The 19,117-nt window shown below is 60.2% G+C and carries 15 protein-coding genes; 2 read left to right on the top strand and 13 right to left on the bottom strand.

Annotation, left to right across the window (positions count from 1 at the left end):
- Positions 1-63 precede the first annotated feature (63 nt).
- From ACNA0J_RS19995 to ACNA0J_RS19975, 5 genes are all read right to left on the bottom strand, one after another.
- Positions 64-1,653, bottom strand: coding sequence for an efflux transporter outer membrane subunit (locus ACNA0J_RS19995; RefSeq protein WP_415820633.1), 1,590 nt, complete (start codon positions 1,651-1,653; stop codon positions 64-66).
- A gap of 44 nt (positions 1,654-1,697) precedes the next feature.
- Positions 1,698-4,928 (bottom strand): multidrug efflux RND transporter permease subunit, encoded by a 3,231-nt coding sequence (locus ACNA0J_RS19990; RefSeq protein WP_415820616.1) that lies wholly within the window; start codon positions 4,926-4,928, stop codon positions 1,698-1,700.
- A 62-nt stretch (positions 4,929-4,990) separates the two neighbouring features.
- Complete coding sequence (locus ACNA0J_RS19985) at positions 4,991-6,211, bottom strand: efflux RND transporter periplasmic adaptor subunit (RefSeq protein ID WP_415820614.1); 1,221 nt, start codon at positions 6,209-6,211, stop codon at positions 4,991-4,993.
- A 182-nt stretch (positions 6,212-6,393) separates the two neighbouring features.
- Positions 6,394-7,581, bottom strand: a complete 1,188-nt coding sequence (locus ACNA0J_RS19980; RefSeq protein WP_415820613.1) for a DUF3734 domain-containing protein — start codon at positions 7,579-7,581, stop codon at positions 6,394-6,396.
- Positions 7,578-8,174, bottom strand: a complete 597-nt coding sequence (locus ACNA0J_RS19975) for a DUF4136 domain-containing protein (RefSeq protein ID WP_415820612.1) — start codon at positions 8,172-8,174, stop codon at positions 7,578-7,580. The genes ACNA0J_RS19980 and ACNA0J_RS19975 overlap by 4 nt, the downstream gene beginning before the upstream one ends.
- Before the next feature lie 164 nt (positions 8,175-8,338).
- Between ACNA0J_RS19975 and ACNA0J_RS19970 the strand changes: the two genes are divergently transcribed.
- On the top strand, positions 8,339-9,145 hold the full coding sequence (locus ACNA0J_RS19970) for a TOBE domain-containing protein (RefSeq protein ID WP_415820611.1): 807 nt from the start codon (positions 8,339-8,341) through the stop codon (positions 9,143-9,145).
- Between the two features lie 333 nt (positions 9,146-9,478).
- Here ACNA0J_RS19970 and ACNA0J_RS19965 read toward each other — a convergent pair whose 3' ends face one another.
- The 8 genes from ACNA0J_RS19965 to ACNA0J_RS19930 all read right to left on the bottom strand — a co-directional run bounded on the left by ACNA0J_RS19965 (position 9,479) and on the right by ACNA0J_RS19930 (position 18,171).
- Complete coding sequence (locus tag ACNA0J_RS19965) at positions 9,479-10,273, bottom strand: ABC transporter ATP-binding protein (RefSeq protein ID WP_415820610.1); 795 nt, start codon at positions 10,271-10,273, stop codon at positions 9,479-9,481.
- 2 nt (positions 10,274-10,275) lie between these two features.
- Positions 10,276-11,166 (bottom strand): ABC transporter permease, encoded by an 891-nt coding sequence (locus ACNA0J_RS19960; RefSeq protein ID WP_415820609.1) that lies wholly within the window; start codon positions 11,164-11,166, stop codon positions 10,276-10,278.
- Between the two features lie 104 nt (positions 11,167-11,270).
- Positions 11,271-12,248 (bottom strand): ABC transporter substrate-binding protein, encoded by a 978-nt coding sequence (locus tag ACNA0J_RS19955; RefSeq protein ID WP_415820608.1) that lies wholly within the window; start codon positions 12,246-12,248, stop codon positions 11,271-11,273.
- A 295-nt stretch (positions 12,249-12,543) separates the two neighbouring features.
- Positions 12,544-13,527 carry a Bug family tripartite tricarboxylate transporter substrate binding protein gene (locus ACNA0J_RS19950; RefSeq protein WP_415820607.1) on the bottom strand — a complete coding sequence of 328 codons (984 nt, stop codon included), beginning with the start codon at positions 13,525-13,527 and terminating at the stop codon, positions 12,544-12,546.
- Between the two features lie 237 nt (positions 13,528-13,764).
- Complete coding sequence (locus tag ACNA0J_RS19945) at positions 13,765-15,306, bottom strand: malonate--CoA ligase (RefSeq protein ID WP_415820606.1); 1,542 nt, start codon at positions 15,304-15,306, stop codon at positions 13,765-13,767.
- A gap of 5 nt (positions 15,307-15,311) precedes the next feature.
- A complete protein-coding gene (locus tag ACNA0J_RS19940) occupies positions 15,312-16,124 on the bottom strand; it encodes an enoyl-CoA hydratase/isomerase family protein (RefSeq protein WP_415820605.1) in 813 nt (270 codons plus the stop codon).
- Positions 16,125-16,139: 15 nt separating this feature from the next.
- Positions 16,140-17,438, bottom strand: coding sequence for a malonyl-CoA decarboxylase domain-containing protein (locus ACNA0J_RS19935; RefSeq protein ID WP_415820604.1), 1,299 nt, complete (start codon positions 17,436-17,438; stop codon positions 16,140-16,142).
- Positions 17,389-18,171 (bottom strand): GntR family transcriptional regulator, encoded by a 783-nt coding sequence (locus ACNA0J_RS19930; RefSeq protein WP_415820603.1) that lies wholly within the window; start codon positions 18,169-18,171, stop codon positions 17,389-17,391. The genes ACNA0J_RS19935 and ACNA0J_RS19930 overlap by 50 nt, the downstream gene beginning before the upstream one ends.
- A gap of 216 nt (positions 18,172-18,387) precedes the next feature.
- On the opposite strand from ACNA0J_RS19930, the gene ACNA0J_RS19925 reads away from it, so the two are divergent.
- Positions 18,388-19,095, top strand: a complete 708-nt coding sequence (locus tag ACNA0J_RS19925; protein WP_415820602.1) for a VIT1/CCC1 transporter family protein — start codon at positions 18,388-18,390, stop codon at positions 19,093-19,095.
- Positions 19,096-19,117 lie beyond the last annotated feature (22 nt).

Below are 19,117 nucleotides of genomic sequence, written 5' to 3'. Positions count from 1 at the left end.
GGGCGGCCCCGAACATCCTGAATATCAGGATATCGGATGCCGCCCTCAAGTGTAACTCTCAGATCAGGAGCCGGATGGTTGCGTCGTCGATGCCCCCGGCGTAGTAGCACCCGTACCCGCCGGATTGCCGCCTGACGCCGCGCCATTTGCGTTGCTGGCCGTAGGAGTCACCTCTGACCAGCCGCCGCCCAGGGCCTTGTACAGCGCCACGCGGTTGTTCAACGCGGCCAGGCCAGCCTGGACCAGGCTCAGCTGAGCGTTGAAATAATCAACCTGGGCAGACTGCACCTGCAGGTAGCTGTCGATGCCATTCACATAGCGCAGATTCGAGAGCTCCAGGGTGCGCGCCGTCGAGTTCTGCAAGGAACTCAACGATTCGACTTGAGCCCCATAAGTGGCCTCTCCCGCCAGGGCGTCCGAGACCTCCTGGAAAGCCTGTTGGATGGTCTGCTCGTACTGCGCCACGGCAATGTTGTTACGCGCATTGGCCAGGTTCAAGCCCTCGCGGATGCTGCCACCGGCAAATATCGGCGTCGTGATGGACGGCGAAAAGCTCCATGCCCCCTGTCCACCATGGAACAAGGTACCCAAGGACGGGCTGGCCACCCCCAGCATCCCGGTCAGAGAAATCGTGGGGAAGAACGCCGCCCGGGCTGCGCCGATGTTGGCATTGGCCGATTTCAGATTGTTCTCCGCCGCCATGATGTCGGGGCGACGCTCGAGCAAATCGGAAGGCAACCCGCCCGGAACGGTGGCCAGCAATTGATCCCGGCCGAACTCCGCCGGCGCCGGCAGGTTGTCCGGCAATGGCACGCCGACCAGCACGGTCAATGCGTTGACGGACTGCGCGCGCAACCGGGCCAATTGCGCCAGATCGGCCGAGGCCGAATCCAGCAGGCTCTTGGACTGATTCAACTCCATCTCTGACGCCACGCCGCCGTCGAAACGACGTTTGACGAGGTTGTAGGACTCTTGGCGGGCGGCCAGCGTCTTGCGGGTGAGATCCAGTTGGACATCGGCCGCGCGCATGTTGAAGTAGGCTTGAGCCACCGCGCCGACCAGCGTGATGTGAACGCTGCGTTGCGATTGCTCGCTGGCGAGATAGGTCTGATAGGCGGCTTCGGACAGACTGCGCAAGCGGCCGAACAGATCGATCTCGAACGACGTCATCCCGACGCCGGCCTGATAACTGCTGGACACCGAAGGTGAATCCTCGCCACCTACCCGCATATTGGGCGGCATGCGTTGGCGCGTGCCTTCGATACCGGCACCGATGCTGGGCCATTGCGCGCCACGCTGCACCCCGTATTGGGCGCGCGCTTCTTCGACGCTTTCGACCGCGACGCGCAGATCGCGGTTATTGGCCAACGCCAGCTCGATCAAGGCCTGCAGGCGCGGATCGCGGAAAAACTCGCGCCAGCCGAGATCGGCTGCCGGCACTGTCGACGCAGGCGCCACGGCCGAAGCCGGCTGCTCAGACAACGAAACCTGGCCGGCGGCCGAACCGAATTGCACTTTGGGTTGCGTCGGCCAATCGCCTGGGACAGGAGACTCGGGGCGATGATAATCGGGCGCCAGCGAGCAGCCCCCCAGCAGCGCGGCCAAGCATAGCGACAGCGTGGCGCGTTGATATTTCGAAGAAGGCTGCAACATGTCGCGCCGTATAGATGACTTATCTCGTTTAGACATCAGAGCACTCATTGCTTGCTCTCCTGATCGTCTGCCGGGCGAGGCGTAGTGCCGTCAGCGGAGGAGCCCTCGGCGGCTTCGCGAGCGCGTTTTTCGGCTTGTTCGGCCTCAAAGGCCTTGAGCTCATTACCCAACAAGCGAGGCTTGGTCTTGAAAAGGCTGAGCATCACCACAAAGAACGTGGGCACGAAAATCACGGCAAAAGGTGTCGCCGCCAACATGCCGCCCAACACGCCGATACCCACCGCCTTTTGGCTGGCAGCGCCCGCACCGCTCGCCAAAGCCAGCGGGACCACGCCCAGAATGAAAGCCAGAGAGGTCATCAGAATCGGGCGGAAACGCAGACGCGCCGCCTCGACCGTGGCCTCGTACAGGCCCATGCCGCGGGCGTATTGGTCCTTGGCAAATTCCACGATCAGAATGGCGTTCTTGGCCGCCAGACCGATCACGGTCACCATCCCCACCTGGAAATACACGTCATTGGACATGCCCAGCAGAGACACCAACCCGACCGCGCCCAACATCCCCAGCGGCACCACCAGCATGACCGACAAAGGAATTGCCCAGCTCTCGTACAGTGCGGCCAGCACCAGGAACACCACCAGCAGCGCCAGCCCCATCAGGATGGGAGCCTGGTTACCAGCCTGACGTTCCTGGTACGACAAGCCGTTCCATTCGTAGCCAAAGCCCGAGGGCAGTTGCCCAACCAGGCGCTCCATCTCGGCCATGGCTTCACCCGTGGTGTAGCCCGGCGCAGCATCGCCGCCTATACGCATAGAGTCATAGCTGTTGTAGCGCACGACCTGCACCGGACCTTGCGTCCAGTCGTACGACACAAACGTGGACAAGGGCACCATCTGGCCCTGGCTATTGGCGACGTTCATCTTGAGAATCTCGTCCGCCTGCATACGGTGGCTGGCCTCGGCCTGTACCCAGATGTTCTGCATGCGCCCCATGTTGGGGAACTTGTCGATGTAGCTGGACCCTAGCGACGTTGCAATCAGCGTAGCGGCGGCTTGGAAATCCACCCCTTGGGCCGCGGCCTTCTCACGGTCGATCTTCAAGGTCAGTTGCGGACCAGGCTGCAGCCCGGTGATACGCACTTGGGACAGAATGGGGCTCTTGGACGCCATTTCCATCAACTGAGCCGTCGCTTGCGCCAATGCAGCCGTACCACCGTTGCCGCGGTCTTGCAGGCGCAGGTCGAAACCGGTCGCGTTACCCAATGATGAAATGGCGGGCGGCACCAGTGTAAACACCTGTGCATCATGGATGCCCATCAGCTGCTTTTCGAATGCTGCAAACGCAATGGCACCTGCCGAATCTTTGGGATCCTTGCGTTCGGAGAAATCTTTGAGCGTCGAGAAGGCGATCGCCGCATTCAGGCCGTTACCGTTAAAGCTGTAGCCCTGAACGGTAATGACGTTTTCGACGGCCGGCAGGTGCATGAAGTAGTCTTCGACCTGCTCGAGCACATCGACTGTACGGTTGGCGCTGGCCCCGGTAGGCAGCTCGATGTTGCTGACCACGTAACCTTGGTCTTCTTCGGGCAGGAACGAGGATGGCAAGCGCAAATACAGCCAGCCCAGCAGTATCACCAGCAACAGGAACAGCAGCATCATGCGGCCGCCGCGATGCAGGATACGGGCCACCCAGCTTTGGTAACTATGCGTCGTCGCGTCGAATTTGCGATTGAACCACCCGAAAAAGCCTTTCTTTTCCTCGTGGTGCCCTTTCGGGATGGGCTTGAGAATCGTGGCGCACAAGGCCGGCGTGAAACTCAGCGCCAAAAAGGCCGAGAAGAAAATCGACACAGCCATTGCCACCGAGAACTGCCGGTAGATCACGCCCACCGAGCCGCTCATGAAGGCCAATGGCAGGAACACTGTCACCAGCACCAGCGTGATACCCACGATAGCGCCGCTGATCTGCGGCATGGCTTTCTTGGTCGCCTCTTTGGGAGACAAGCCCTCGGCCGCCATGATGCGCTCGACGTTCTCCACCACCACAATAGCGTCGTCCACCAGAATACCGATGGCGAGCACCATGGCGAACATGGTCAAGACGTTAATGGAAAAGCCCAACCCCAGCATCACTGCGAATGCCCCCATCATCGCCACCGGCACCACCAACGCCGGAATGAGGGTATAGCGCACGTTCTGCAGGAACAGGAACATCACCAGGAACACCAGCACCATGGCTTCGACCAGGGTATGGACCACCTGCTCGATCGAGACCTTGACGTACGGCGCCGTGTCGTAGGGAATGTCGAATTTGATGTTGCCCGGGAAATACTGCGACAACGACTCCATCTGGTCGCGTACACCCTGTGCTGTGGCCAGGGCGTTGGCGTCCGGAGACAACACGATGGCAAAGGCTGCCGTGGGCTTGCCATTGAGGCGGGCACCAAACTGATAGTTGTCAGCGCCCACCTCGATGCGGGCTACGTCACGCAGACGCACTGACGAACCGTCGGTATTGGCGCGCAGCACGATGTTGCCGAATGCTTCGACCGTCGAAAGCTGGCCATTGACCACGACCGTCGCCGTGTAGCGCTGGCTTTCCGGATTGGGAGGCGCCCCCAGGCTGCCCGCCGAAATCAGCACGTTTTGCTGGCTGATGGCAGCATTGACATCCGATGCGCTGAGGTTATAACCAACGAGCTTGTCGGGATCGATCCAGACCCGCATGGCACGCGGTGCGGCGAACAACTGAAACTGCCCTACCCCAGGCACCCGCGATACGGGGTTCTGAATGTTGCGTGTGATGTAGTCGGCCAATGCCGTCTGGTCCAACGTGCCGTCGGTCGAGGACAGCGTCACGATCATCAGAAAGCCGGCACTGGTCTGCTCGTACTGGATGCCCTGCTGCGTGACAGCCGTCGGCAACTGCGCCGTCACGTTCGACACGCGGTTTTGCACGTCCACCTGCGCCAGGTCGGGATCGGTTCCCGGCGAGAACGTCGCGGTGATCGTGGACTGGCCGTTGTTGTCACTGACGGACTCGTAATACAGCAGCCCCTTGGCGCCGTTGAGCTGATCCTCGATGATACTGGTCACCGACTCGGCGACCTCTTTGGACGAGGCGCCAGGATAGGTAGCAGTAATCGTAATGGCAGGAGGCGCCACGTCGGGGTACTGCGCGACCGGCATATTGGGAATGGCCAATATGCCCGCCAGCAAGACGAACAGGGCAACTACCCAGGCGAAAATTGGTCGATCGATAAAAAATTGCGGCATGTGGGCTAACTCGGAAAGTGCTCACGAAAACAGGCACGCGGCGCATCGCGCCGCGTACCGTTTTAGGATTTTTGCTCCGAAGCGGGCTGCGCAGGTGGCGCGGCGCCTTCGGGCTTGCCTTGCGTGGGCGGTGCGGCTTTGCTTGGTCCACCGGGGTTCCAGGGGGAGGCCTGCGCAGGCGCGCCAGGGCGGATTTTCTGGAAGCCTTCGACAACTACCACGTCGCCGGCTTTCAGGCCACTGGTCACCAGCCATTGTCCTTTGATTACCCCACCGGTCGTCACGGCGATCTGCTCGATCTTGTTGTCTTTCACAAGCATCAAGCTCTGCAAACCATCGGCCGTACGCTGCAGGGACTGTTGAGGCACCATCAACGCCTGCTGATTGGTCCCTTGGTCCAGACGGACGCGCACGTACATGCCGGGCAGCAAGAGGCCATCCGGGTTGGGTACCTCGGCACGCAGGTTGACCTGTCCGGTCGTCGGGTCCACCGTAATGCCGGTAAACAGAAGCTTGCCGGGATGTTCGTAGACGGAGCCGTCCTCCTGAACGACGCTCACGCGTGCGGCGTCTTTGCCGATGCGCTCGATCTGGCCGCTGGCAAACGCCTGGCGCAACTGGGCCAGATCCGCAGTGCTCTGAGTGAAATCGACGTAGATCGGATCGAGCTGCTGGACCAGGGCCATCTGCGTGGCCGAGGTCCCTTCGACCAGAGCACCCTCGGTAACCAGGGCCTTGCCGATGATTCCTGTAATCGGCGAGGTGACATCCGTGTACCCCAGATTGATTGCAGCCGCGTCCAGGTTGGCCTTGGCAGCCGCGACAGCAGCCTCGGCCTGACGATAGCTGGCCACAGCGTTGTCATATTCCTGTTTGCTGACGGCATTGGCCTTGACCAGCGGCGCATAGCGGTCTGCGAGCGCTTTGGCGCTATACAGATCGGCCTGCGACTGTTTGAGCTGGGCGGCAGCTTGATCGCGCGTTGCCTTATAGGGAGCAGGATCGATCTTGAAGAGCAGTTGCCCTTCTTTGACCTCGCCGCCTTGTTCGAACTCGATCTTTTGCACAATGCCCGTGACGCGCGCACGGATTTCCGCATCGCGAACAGCGTCCACGCGGCCCGGCAAATCGGACACGATCGATGCGGGTTGAGGTTGAACCGTAATGACGCTGACTTGCGGCATTCCGGGGTTCATTTGAGGGTGTTCTTTGCAGCCTGCCAATGCCAAAGCAACAAGCGCAACGACACCGAATCCAGAGACACGATGGTGCGAAAAACGCATGAATTCCTCACGGAGTAGAGCCAAGGCGCGCGAACCCGCACACGCGGTGCCAAACTGAATAATCACGTCCGGCAAGCCCGTTAATGTAACCTTATTTTTGTCGCAAAACTACCGAATTTGGCATCAAATGCCCCGTAATATTACGATACGCCGGTAAAGTGACGCCCCATTGACCGCCGCGCTCAGCGCTTGGCCGAGCGGTGTATGTCATGCGTAACAAAGCTCTGATCCACAGGCGGACGGTCCAGCACTTTGGGCATGGCCAAGGTTTGTTGAATATCCGTCAGGCCGCTTTGCCAGTGTTCACGCATGGCCTCAGATCCAAATTCATAGTCCTTTGAATTGCGTTCGTAGTGCTTGGCTTCGTAGATCAAATTGACGACATTCACCGCGGGCGTGCATGCCAGCTCGCGAATGTCCGCCAATTCCGCACTGCAGCGCTCGTCCTCGGGCAAGCGCTCCAACACACGCTGCAATCCGCGGCGCAATTTCAAGATGCGTTGATAAATATTCGTCACTGTGCGGGTGCGACTGGAGTATTGAATGTCCTTCTGACGCTCCGCGACTTCTTCGAGATTGGTAGGCAATGCCCCTCTGGCGGGCCAGAGATCCACCTGAAAAGCCAGTGTGTCCGGCATCGGATGCACAGACAACACTTGAGACAGCGGCGTATTCGACACCACGCCACCATCCCAGTAATACTCGCCGTCGATCTCTACCGCAGGGAACCCTGGCGGCAACGCCCCGGACGCCATGATGTGCTCGGCCCGCAACCGCGTCGTGGTGCTATCGAAATACGCAAAATTGCCAGTCCGCACATTCACGGCCCCAAAACTGGCGCGTACGTCTCCGCGGTTGAGCAAGTCAAAATCCACGTACCGATTGAGTGTCTCCACTAATGGCGACGTGTCATAGAAGCTGGTTGCTTGCGGACCGTTATGCATCAAATAGGGAGGCGGATAGCGCAGCTTGAAAAAACCCGGCTGGCCCGATGTCAATGCGTGAAAAGCCGCCAATTGACCGTTCATGGCGGGAGATCCAAAGCCAAAGGGAACGCCCTGAAACAACCGGGCCCAAGCCTCACCCCATGGCAAGGCAGAAAACCCGGTAGGCCGGCAAATGGTTTCCCAAAATCCGCGCAGACGCTCCACACGCTCATCGGGCGGCGAACCCGCAATAATCGCGGCATTGATCGAGCCGATCGAAATTCCGGCTATCCAATTCGGACGGATGCCGGCCTCGTGCAGGCCTTGATAGACCCCGGCTTGATAAGAGCCCAGCGCGCCGCCGCCTTGTAAGACCAAGGCGATGGTCTGGTAGCCGTCAGTCTCTGACGGACACGCACATGGATCGGACAGCGTCACACTCATTGAGCCTTGGTCGATTGAGGCGTTTGCGGCGCACCGCTGCCCTCACGGAACGGGTAGCGTTGGAATATCTGCGCCACATTGGCGTCGACATTTTGTGCGGAGGAGGCCGTTGCCTGATCATCGATGACGCCGACGCTGACGCCCTCCCAGACCAATTGCTTGCGGCGCGCGTCGATCAGATCGATATTCAATGTGCCTTCGGTGTACTGATACACGTCATTGCCCCAAGCGTAACCCGGCCAACCGCCGTAGAACCCCGCGCGGTAGCCATAGTATGGGCCCATCGGCGCTGCAGGAGTCACCTGGGTTTTCTGCTGCAATTTTGCGTTGAAGTTGATCAATAGATCGGGAGACTGCTCGGCATAGACGTAGCCGCGCATTTCCATCTGGCTGCGCGTGGCGGATTTCAGGCGCTCCGTCAGCAGTGTGCTGTACCCTGCCTTATCGGTGCCCAGCGGCGACATAAAACCAAAACTGCGATACTGGGCAAAATTGGCGCTGTGATCATAATCACTGCGGATCGTGGGGCCGGACGAGCAGGCAGCCAACAATCCAACCATAGCCAGAGCCGGGACAAGCGCAACGCGTTTCATAACGACATTCTCCGCAATAAGTGCGCAAACATCATGCCCTGAAGTTTGTAAACTTGCAATGGAATCTCATTCGCGTTCAGCAATGGCGACATCATGTCTTCCTTCGTCTATGCTGCCACGTCCATACCCTGTCGACAACACTCTCTACCCCCTCCGACTACGCCATGACCACTTCCCCGCTGGAGCTTGATGGATCCATCTGGCTACGCGCCGGCAGCCAGACATTGGGCGGCAAAAGCCGTATCGACCTGCTGACTCAAATCGGACTCACGGGCTCGATCAGTGCGGCAGCGCGCGCGGTCGGCATGAGCTACAAAGGGGCCTGGGATGCGATCGACGCCATGAACAATCTGGCTGGCGAGGAACTGGTGTTGCGGGCAACGGGAGGCAAAGGCGGCGGCGGCGCACATCTCACGGCCCGTGCCGAACAGCTCATCGCAACCTTTCAGACCCTGGAGGCGGAACATCGGCGCGTGATGGAGCATCTGGCTCAAACGAATCTGAACGCGCCGAATGACCTGAATTTAATGAAGCGAATCATGTTGAAGACCAGTGCGCGCAACAAACTCCTGGGTACCGTCAGCGCGATCCGGACGGGCGCAGTCAATGACGAAGTCACGCTGCGTATCGCGGGCGGGCATGATGTCGTTGCCACCATCACTCGCGAAAGCACGGCGGATCTCGGCCTGGCTGTCGGCAGCGAAGCCATCGCACTCATCAAAGCTCCTTCCGTCATGATCGCTATGCCTGGCAAGGGATTGCGCCTCTCGGCTCGTAATCAGTTAGCGGGTACGGTGGCAGACATTCGGCCGGGTGCAGTCAATAGCGAGATCATCGTCGATATTGGCAATGGGGCTAGCCTTGCGGCCATCATTACGCAGGAAAGTGCGCAGGCGTTGGAATTGGCGCGTGGGGTGCGGGTGGTGGCAGTGTTTGATGCGTCTAATGTGATATTGGGGGTTGTTGCTTAGGCGTCAGGATTGATGCAGGTGTTTATCTGCGTGGGCGGAATCTGCTCGCAAATAGATGAGTTCTTTAGCCGCCGGGGGCCGTCATGTAAAGGCTGCGCTGGCCCTATCGTCCGGTCTGGCCGNCGGNGCGGCTGGGCAAACTCGCTCCGCTGCGCTGCGCTCANACATGCCCAGCCGACTGCCCCCCGCCTGACAAGGATGGCTCGGCGGACTCAACGGGCCAGCGCAGCCTTTACATGACGGCCCCCGGCTCACAATGTCTATTATTGGCGGATGCTATGGGGAGGGCGTCACAACAATAACTGCTATTACGAAAATACAAAGAAACGCGTACTACCCCAGCAGCAGCGCGTCGTCCGAGAGTTTCTCTCCCCGAACCCGCTCAAACATCGCCAGCAAGTCCGGCACATCCATCCCTTTGCGCTCATCACCGGAAACATCCAGCACGACCTGCCCTTGATGCAGCATGACGGTACGATCTCCCACATCGAGCGCCTGCCGCATGCTGTGAGTCACCATCATTGTCGTGAGCTTGCTCTCCGCCACGATACGAGCGGTCAATTGCAGAACAAAATCCGCCGTACGCGGATCCAACGCGGCCGTATGCTCATCCAGCAACAGAATCCGGGACGGCTGCAACGCCGCCATCAACAAGCTGACTGCCTGACGCTGCCCGCCCGAGAGCAGACCGATGCGATCGGTCAAGCGGTTTTCCAGCCCTAGCCCCAATGTAGCGAGCCGTTCCCGGAACCCATCTCGCATGCTGACTTTGACGGCGCGGCCAAAGCCCCGGCGAGCGCCTCGCATTTGAGCCAGCGCCATATTTTCCTCGATGCTCAGATCCTCGCAAGTACCTGCCATCGGGTCCTGGAATACGCGTGCGACACGGCCTGCGCGTTCCCAGACGGGCTTGCGGGTCACGTCTTCGCCGTTGATTTCGATCCGGCCGGAATCGACGGGCAAATCGCCAGAAACGGCATTCAGGAACGTCGACTTGCCCGCCCCGTTTGAACCGATGACGGTCACGAACTGGCCACTGGGAATCTCCAGCGACAATCCACGCAACGCGCGTGTTTCAATCGGCGTTCCCGCGTTGAAAGTCATTTTCAAATCTTGTGCACGCAACATGATCAGGCTCCTTTCTTGCCGATCAAGCGGCGCTTCAACATCGGGATCACCAGAGCAATGGTGACCAATACGGCAGTGACGAGATTCAGGTCTTGGGCCTGCAGGCCAATGAAATCGCTATTCAGCGCCAAAGCGATAAAGAGCCGGTACACCAACGCGCCGATGATGACCGCCAAGGTGGCCAATACGAGTTTGCGAGACGGCAGGATGCTTTCGCCGACAATCACGGCCGCCAAGCCGATCACGATGGTCCCGATCCCCATAGAGATATCCGAGCCTCCTTGTGTTTGCGCGAACAAGGCGCCGGCCAGGCCGACGAGGGCGTTGGACAGGGCCATGCCGGCCAGGATCATGCCGCCGGTGTTCACCCCCTGGGCGCGCGCCATGCGGCCGTTGGAGCCAGTCGCGCGCATGGCCAGGCCCGATTGGGTGGACAGGAACCAGTCGAGCAGCAGCTTGACGATCAGGACGACGCCGACCAGGATCAGCGGACGCGCTACATAATCGCTTAGCCATTCGGGCTGCAAGATAGTAAAGACGGTCGGCTCGGTGATGAGTGGCACATTGGGCTTGCCCATGATGCGCAGGTTCACGGAGTACAAGGCGATCATCATCAGGATGCTGGCCAGCAGATCCATGATGCGCAGTTTGACGTTCAGCCAACCGGTGATGAGCCCGGCCACGGCCCCAGCCGCTGTGGCGGCCAACGTAGCGGTAAAGGGATCCACGCCCCCGGAAATCAATGTCGCGGCGACTGCGCCGCCTAAGGGAAAGCTGCCATCCACGGTCAGATCGGGAAAACGCAGCAGCCGAAAGGAAATAAAGACGCCTAGCGCGACCAAGCTGAAAATCAGGCCAATTTCCAGTGCGCCCAGCAAAGAGAATAAGGACATGAATAGAATCTGACCCGCCAGGTCTCGTGAACCCAGCTGGCATTACCTTGAATTATGTTCAGTTAAAAACAAACTGCTGGCCCGTCGGGCCAGCAGTGGCGGAATTATTTGATGATCTCTGCCGCCGACTTCACCAACGCATCCGACAGCGTAACACCTTGTTTGGTGGCCGCGCCCGGGTTCACAAACAGGCGGAGGTTCGAACTGGTTTCCGAGGCGATCGCGCCCGGTTTTTCGCCCTTGAGAATACGCACCACGATCTTGCCCGTTTGCACGCCCAGATCGTGATAGTCGATCCCCAGCGCCGCGATGGCACCGCGCTTTACGCTATCGGTGTCCGAGGCCACCAGGGGAATCTTGGCGTCGTTGCCGACTTTCACCAGAGCCTCGTAGGCCGACACCACGTTATTGTCGGTATTGGTGTAGATCACATCGACCTTGCCGATCAGGCTGCGCGCGGCTGAGGCGACGTCAACGGTGCGAGGCGCGGCGGCCTCGACCAGCGTCAAGCCGGCCTTGGGCAGCAGTTCCTGCAATCGTTTGACCACCACCACCGAGTTGGCCTCGCCGGGGTTGTAGACCATGCCAACGCGTTTGGCGTTGGGCACGACCTTTTTGATCAACTCGACCTGTTTGTCCAAGGCCAGCAGATCGGACACACCGGTCACGTTGGTACCTGAAGGCTCCATGCTGGGCACGAGTTGCGCAGCCACAGGGTCCGTCACTGCCGAGTACACCACTGGCACGTCCTTGGTCGCAGCGACGACCGACTGGGCCGACGGCGTCGCGATGGCCACAATGGCGTCAGGACGGTCGCCGACGAACTTGCGGGCGATCTGTGCGGCCGTGCCGGTATTGCCCTGCGCGCTCTGATATTGCCATTTGAGATTCTTGCCGGGCTCGTAGCCGGCTTTTTTCAGGGCGTCCTGGACGCCATCACGTACGGCATCCAGGGCGGGATGCTCGACGATAGCCGTCACGGCCACCGATTTTTGTTGCGCCGCAACAGCAGGAACAGCGTGGATAGCCAACGCCACCGCCACTGCGCCCACCGTCAGAAAATGTTTTTTTCCGATCAGCATCGGGTCTACTCCTTGCACCGTTTGGGTGTTGGTTTACTTATCAGCGTGTGAGCCTGGCAACTGACCGCCAAGCTCACACGCCTGTGAAACCGCTAAGTCTAACGTGTCGCGGCGGACTTGGTGGCGGGGGTAATCCCTGAAAAATGCTGTCGCCACGACAGTTCGCCTCACGTCATGCCCCAAACACCGCTGACACCGGTTATTACGCGACTCATCCAGTCAGTGCAGCGGCTCGCCACAAGGCCCGATAAACCGCTGCATCACGACTAGTGTGCCGCGAGCGGTTTACCTTTCGTCAATCCAGCGTCACTCCCGAATCTTTGACGACCTTGCCCCATCGGACGATTTCACTATCGACAAAGGCGCCGAATTTTTCGCCAGTGAGATCCGGCGTGGCCGAACCGTTGCCTGCCCACGTTTCCTTGATCTTGGGAGTATTCAAGGCTTTGCTCACCTCGGCGATCATCTTGTCGACGATGGGCTTGGGCGTACCTGCCGGTGCCCACAAGGCGTACCAGGTCGATACTTCATAGTTCGGCACGCCTGCCTCGGCGGCGGTCGGCACATCAGGGAACGACGGCGATCGCTGGACCGCAGCGACGGCCAGTGGCTTGATAGTACCGGATCGAATATGACCTGCCGACGAACCTAAACCGTCAAAAGCCAGGTCCACCTGTCCACCGATCAACGCCGACAACATCGGGCCCGCGCCCTGATACGGCACATCGACGAGCTTGATCCCCGTCTGCATGGCAAACAGTTCGCCGGCCAAATGGTGCGTGCTGCCCTTACCCGCCGTGCCGAAATTGATTTCGCCGGGGCGTTTGCGCGCATACTCGATGAACTCCTGCAAGGTCTTCACGGGCAACCTGGATGTGTTGATCACGACCACCTGAGGCGGCTGCGCCAACAGCGCCACCGGGATGAAATCCTTTTGGATGTTGTAGGTCAGGTTCTTGTAGAGCGCAGGTGCCACGACATGATGCGCACCGCCCATAAAAAATGTGTAGCCGTCGCCTTTCGCTTTTGCGGCCACGGAGGCGCCGACGGTTCCGCCAGCGCCGCCTTTGTTATCGACCACGACGGTCTGCCCCAGCTGTGTGCTCAGTTGCTGAGCCAACGGCCGTGCAAACGTGTCAGTGCCGCCACCAGCGGGAAACGGCACGATCAAATTGATAGGATGCTCAGGCCAATCGGCCAAGGCGGCGGTCGGTGCCAAAGCCGCGCTGGCCCCCAGCGCGGCTGCCAAGCTCAATGCACGAATCATGGAATGCTTCATTTCGTCTCCTCGATTGAAACAGCACGGAAATGCTGCCCGTATTGGTTTTATATGAATGCATCAGTGTGTCGCCGGACAGCCTGCGCCTCTCTCCAAAGACCGCGAGACTGTCTCGGATTTCCGTCGCCTCGCAGACCAGGATCGAGCCCGGTCCAGGCCTGTGAGTCTGCCAGCACGACGGATCCAATAAGAATGAGCTGGTGAGCGAGCCTCCTGTCTGGCGCGGTTAATCGAAGGTCACGCAGTCTTATATGACTCGCGCAGAACGTTCTTTTGAACTTTGCCCATCGTGTTGCGCGGCAACTGATCGATCAGATGCAATTGCTTGGGCACTTTGAAATTGGCGATCCGGCTTTTCAGCTCGGCCTGCATCGCAGCGACGTCCAGAGCAGCACCCTCGCGTGCGACGACGACGGCAACCACGGCTTCGCCAAAATCCGGATGGGGTACGCCGATGACGGCCGACTCCATCACGCCGGGCATTTCGTCAATGATCAGTTCGATTTCTTTGGGATAGACGTTGTAGCCGCCGGAGATGATCAGGTCTTTGCTGCGGCCGACAATAGACAAGTAATCGTCGGGCACCGCTGCACCACCGGATTCGCCGCCCCAACGGCCCACATCGCCGGTACGGAACCAACCGTCCGAGGTGAACTCTTCGCGCGTTTTTTCCGGCATGCGCCAGTAGCCCGAGAACACATTCGGACCACGCACCTGCACATTGCCAATATCGCCCGCGCCCTGCTCGACGCCATTGTCATCGACGACGCGGACCTGCACGCCCGGCAAGGCTTTGCCCACGGTACCGCCACGGCGTTCGCCATCGGCCGCATCGTAGGGATTGGAGGTCAGCATCACCGTCTCGCTCATGCCGTAGCGTTCGAGAATGGACTGCCCCGTGCGCTCGCGGAAATCGTTGAAGGTCTCCATCAACAGCGGCGCCGAGCCGGAAATGAACAAACGCATGCGCGCGCATACCTTGCGATTGAAGCGCGCCTCGGCCAACAGACGGACGTAATAGGTCGGCACGCCCATCATCACCGTGCAACGCGGCAGGTAATGCAATGCTTGTTCGACGTCGAGCTTGGGCAGCCAAATCATGCGGGCACCGGCCAACAGCGCGCCGTGAGAGGCCACAAACAAGCCGTGCACGTGAAAGATCGGCAGCATATGCAGCAGCACGTCGTCCGAACGCCAGCCCCAATACCGATGCAACACCTGCGCATTGGAGGCCAGGTTGCCGTGCGACAACATCGCCCCCTTGCTGCGGCCCGTGGTCCCCGACGTGTACAGGATCGCGGCCAAATCATCCGCCTTACGCACGACGTCCTTGAACGACCGGCTCTGGCCTGCGGCCGCATGCAGCAGGGTGCCCGTGCGATCCTCATCGAGCGTATAGACATGAGCGGTACCGGCCTGCGCGGCGGCCTTGCTGACCCAGCTCAGATTTTTGCTGGAGCACACCACCACCGCAGGCTCCGCATCGCCCAGGAAATACGAAATTTCCGACTCGCGATAGGCCGTATTCAAAGGCAAATACACCAGCCCGGCCCGCAACGTGGCCAGATAAAGCAACAGCGCTTCGGGGGATTTTTCAACTTGTACCGCGACGCGCGACCCCTCGGGTAAATTCAACGAGGTCAACAAATTAGCCAGGCACGCACTGGCGTGATCGATATCGTCCCAGGTGTAAAGCAGCTCAGGCGTTTCCAGGGCGATTTGACTGCGATCTGCGGGAAAGCCGCTAGCCAGCACAGTGTACAGATTGGCGTTGCTCACCTTATTTAGTCTCCAGTGAATACCGGTGTCCGGCCAGCCAGAAAGGCGTCGACGCCTTCGCGATGGTCGTGACTGTCGGCATAAGAAAAAAAGTCTTGATAATGGGATTCGTCCAGCGGTGCGCCTTGCTGCAAATGGCGCGACTGCCGCTTGTTGATACGTGCGGCCAACGGCGCGCCACGCATAATACGCTCGGCACAGGCACGGGTCTGATCGGCGAGCTCGGCATCCGGCACGACACGGGTCAATAGCCCCAGCGAAAGCGCTTCGCCGGCATCGAATACGCGCCCCTCGAGCAGAATCGCCATGGTCGTCGCGCGGCCGACCAACGCCAGCAAGCCCCGCATTTCGTCGGGCGCCATCGGGAACCCCAATTTGTTGATCGGCACCCCGAAGCGCGTCGATGCCCCCGCGATCCGCAGGTCGGCCTGACAGGCGATTTCCAGCCCGCCCCCCACACAGACGCCCTCTAGCTGTGCGACGACGGGATGTGGACAATCCGCCACCGCCTGTAGCGCCGGCGCGAGAATATGCTGGTGATAGTGGCGCACTTGGGACAAGTCACCCCGTACCGCGGGAAACTCGCGAATGTCCGCCCCCGCAGCAAACTGACCGCCCTCGCCACGGACGATCACGCAGCGCACAGAATCGTCTGCGGACAGCGTGTCGAATACCACGCGCAACTGATTCCACATCGACACGGTAATGGCGTTCAACCGTCCGGGGTGCGATAACGTCACCCAGGCCAAACCGCCCTCGCGCGTCAGCTGTACGCTGTCCGGCGCAAGCTCTACAGATGATGCGTCATGCTTATTCATTGTTTTGCCCATTCACTATGCAATCCGCGCAATACCACGGCTCACACGCGGTTTGCCCTGCCCCAATTGCTCGAGATTGCTGTCCAGGTCATCCAAGTCATACAGATAATTCACCATCATGCCGCAGGATTGGCCCAGTCCCTTGGCCGACGTATCCGCCGCCCAATTCAGCCGCTCGATACGCGCACCGTTGCCCAGGTGAAAACGCGCGACGGGATCAATGGGCTGATTGTTTTTCATCGTCAATAAATATTGCGCTACCAGCTTCATGCCGGCACGCTGCACCACCTCAGACGGTTTGCCTGTCGCAGCCTTGGACAGCCTGGCCGCCCAGCGGGCGCCATCGGGCGCGCCGGCCCTCGTGCGGCCCTTGTCGCGCACAATTTTCTCGACTTCCGCCGCACTCAAACGCGACAGCCAGTCGACCAGCCCAGGAATCGGCGACAAGGTGGCAAAGAAACGCAGCTTGGGCAGTTCCTCGACGAGTCGCTCAATCACACGCTTGAGCAGAAAATTACCAAAACTGATCCCGCGCAATCCCGGCTGCGTATTCGAGATGGAATAGAAAATCGCCCAGCGGGCCTTGTCCAGATCCGCTGGCGGCGCGGTCGTATCCAGCACGACCTGTACGTTGTCGGCCATCTGCGTGGCAAAAGCCACCTCGACAAAGATCAACGGCACATCCGGCATTTGCGGATGGAAATAGGCATAGCAACGCCGATCCGGCGCGACGCGATGGCGCAGATCATCCCATGACCGGATCTCGTGCACGGCCTCATAGATGATCAGTTTTTCCAACAACGATGCCGGCGAGTCCCAGGTCAAGGGGCGCAGCTCCAGCAACCCCACGTCAAACCAGGCCGACAGCAGGCTTTCCAGATCCTTGTCCAACGCCTGCAGGCCTGCCACCTGTTTGCGCCAACGCAGCATATCGGCACGCAATGCCACCAGGAAACGCAAGCCATCGGGCAACGCATTCAGACGCTTGAAAAACGCCAGCCCGCGGTCGCCACGCGGCTGTAAACCGGCATCGACTTGCGCCAGGCCCGTCAACAATTCGCGCCGGCGCTTACCGTCCGCCGCGGTATACGCAGCGCACCAGGTGCGCGCCAACTTGTTCGCGGCGACGTCGGTCAACCGTGCCTGGAACAGCGGCAAAATTTCTGCAGTGCTAGGAGGACGGTCTCTGTCCCACAGACGTCCCAGCCGGGCCATCAGCCCTGCGCTCTCTGCAACCGCCTTTTCATCTGACACGGTATCGCCCTCAGGCGGCCGAGCGCCGCGTGCGAGCGGACTGGAGTCTAGGGCTGTCATGGGGAACCTCCTGGATAGCAGACGTATTTGAGGATGAAGGGGATGATGAATGAACAGCTGTCGTCACGGCCGCGGCCTCGGCCCGCTGGGCCAGCAGACGCAAGGCGTCCAGTTGACGCAGCAAATGTTTGCGGGCCAGCGCCTCGGCTGCCTCAGGGTCACGGGCTTTCAGGGCGGCAAAGATGGCCATGTGTTCGGCGCAGGACTCGGTGATTCGCCCGGGCACCGTCAGGCTCTTGTGGCGAAACAGGCTCAGCACCTTGCGTAAATTCCCCACCATGTCCGACAGCCAGCGATTGTTCGCCAGCGCCTGGACGGCCTCGTGGATCTGCGCATTGGTGTCGTAATACGCATCGACCTCGCCCGCCGCGGCATGCGTTTGCAGTGCCCGATGCAGCGATTCCAGCCCGGCGAGCTCATCATCGGAGGCTTTCAATGCCGCCTCATGCGCACAGCGCCCCTCCAGCATGGCCATCAGGGGAAAGATGTCTTCCAGGTCCTGCAACGACAGCTCGTTGACGAAACACCCGCGGCGCGGCTCCAGCCGCACCAGCCCTTCGGTCGCCAAGACCTTCAGCGCCTCGCGCAAGGGCGTGCGGGAAATGCCGAGGACGCCCGTCAGGTACACCTCGTCGATCCATTCGCCGCTGGCCAGCGCCCGCGAGCGAATCATGTCGCGCAACCGGTCGGCGACCTCGAGATACAGCGCTTGACGAACAATAGGTGCAGTCATGGCGAGCCTGTTTGGAGTCCTGTAATTCATAATTATAGGAATCTTGATCATAGCCATTCCGGCGCTGAAGCGATAGCCCCCTTCCTCCTGGGGTAATCCCTTGCCATGCGAATTCGGCCCCGTCCGCCAGCGCGGCCCGCAACATCCTGTCAGGAAATTTCGCGTATCCTTTCCAGAAGCAGACTACACCTCAACTCACATAAGCTTCTCTTCCCTGTGCCCCATCCTCACTACCGCGCTCACGCTGAACCCCATCGTACGGGACGTATTGGATGGCTGCGTGCCTCAGTGCTCGGCGCCAATGACGGCATCATTTCCACTGCCAGCCTGATTGCAGGGGTCGCGGCGGCCAACGTCAGCCACGCCAGCATCCTGACCACCGCCATCGCCGCGCTGGCCGCCGGCTCCATGTCGATGGCCGCGGGCGAGTTCGTATCCGTCTATTCGCAGGCGGATACCGAAAAAGCCGACCTCGCGCAAGAACGCCGGGAATTGTTGGCTAATCCGGCGGGCGAGCACCGGGAACTGACAGGGATTTACGTGCGGCGTGGACTGGATCCTCAACTGGCGGCCGAAGTCGCGACGCAATTGATGGAACATGATGCGCTGGGCTCTCACGCCCGCGACGAGATTGGCATCACGGAAACGCTGCGCGCCCGCCCGCTGCAGGCAGCGGTGGCTTCAGCCGCCAGCTTTGCGGTGGGCGCGGCGCTGCCATTGGCCGTGGTGGTGCTGGCCCCGGCACAGTCATTGCTGCCATGGACGGTGGCCACCAGCATTTTCTTTTTGGCGTTGCTCGGCGCTATTGCCGCCATGATCGGTGGCGCATCCGTCGTCAGAAGCACGCTGCGTGTGGCCTTCTGGGGCACATTGGCCATGGCCGTGACAGCGGGCATCGGCGCCTTGTTTGGCAGCCCGCCCTAACGCTTGCGGGCTTGATACCGAA

Origin of the sequence: Bordetella tumbae (genome assembly GCF_965139195.1) — a bacterium.
Classification (GTDB): Bacteria; Pseudomonadota; Gammaproteobacteria; order Burkholderiales; family Burkholderiaceae_B; genus Bordetella_A; species Bordetella_A tumbae.
This window is presented reverse-complemented; position numbering and strand designations above follow the sequence as displayed.